Here is a 518-nt window from a genome sequence, read left to right on the forward strand (position 1 = left end):
CGTCGGTCGTGGTCTGGGCGACCAGGACGCCCGGGGCGCCATCGACGCAGGTGTAGAGGCGCACGGTCGCACCCGCGATGCCGTTCTCGCCGGCATCCTGCTGGCCGTTGGCGTTGGTGTCTTCCCAGACACGGTCGCCGATCGCGGCGCCCTGGTAGAGGCCGGCGTCGACCGTGTCGTTGGTCTGGCCGGAGGCGAGCGTGTAGCAGCCGGAGAAGCCGGAGAGCGCGGCGTCGCTGTCCGTGCCGTCGGCCCCGACATCGACCGGCGAGAGGCTGTAGCCGTCCGGGGTGAGGAACTTGACCACGTACTGGCCGGGCATCAGGCCGGTGAAGGCGTAGTTGCCGGCGGCGTCGGTGGTGGTGGTCGCGAGTGCCGCGCCGACCGCAGCGCCGTTGGCGCAGGAGTAGAGCTCGACGGCGACGCCGGCGACACCGGCTTCGCCCGCGTCCTGCTGGCCGTTGGCGTTGGCGTCGAGCCAGACGCGGTCGCCGATCGCGGCCGGGCGCCAGAAGCCG

1 protein-coding gene is annotated in these 518 nt (G+C 72.8%); it reads right to left on the reverse strand.

Features of this window, described 5'->3' with window-relative positions; all coding sequences use genetic code 11:
* Window positions 1-518 (reverse strand): SdrD B-like domain-containing protein (locus tag C667_RS23850; protein WP_004392503.1); only part of this gene is annotated, 518 nt, incomplete at both ends.

Source organism: Thauera phenylacetica B4P (genome assembly GCF_000310225.1).
Classification (GTDB): Bacteria; Pseudomonadota; Gammaproteobacteria; order Burkholderiales; family Rhodocyclaceae; genus Thauera; species Thauera phenylacetica.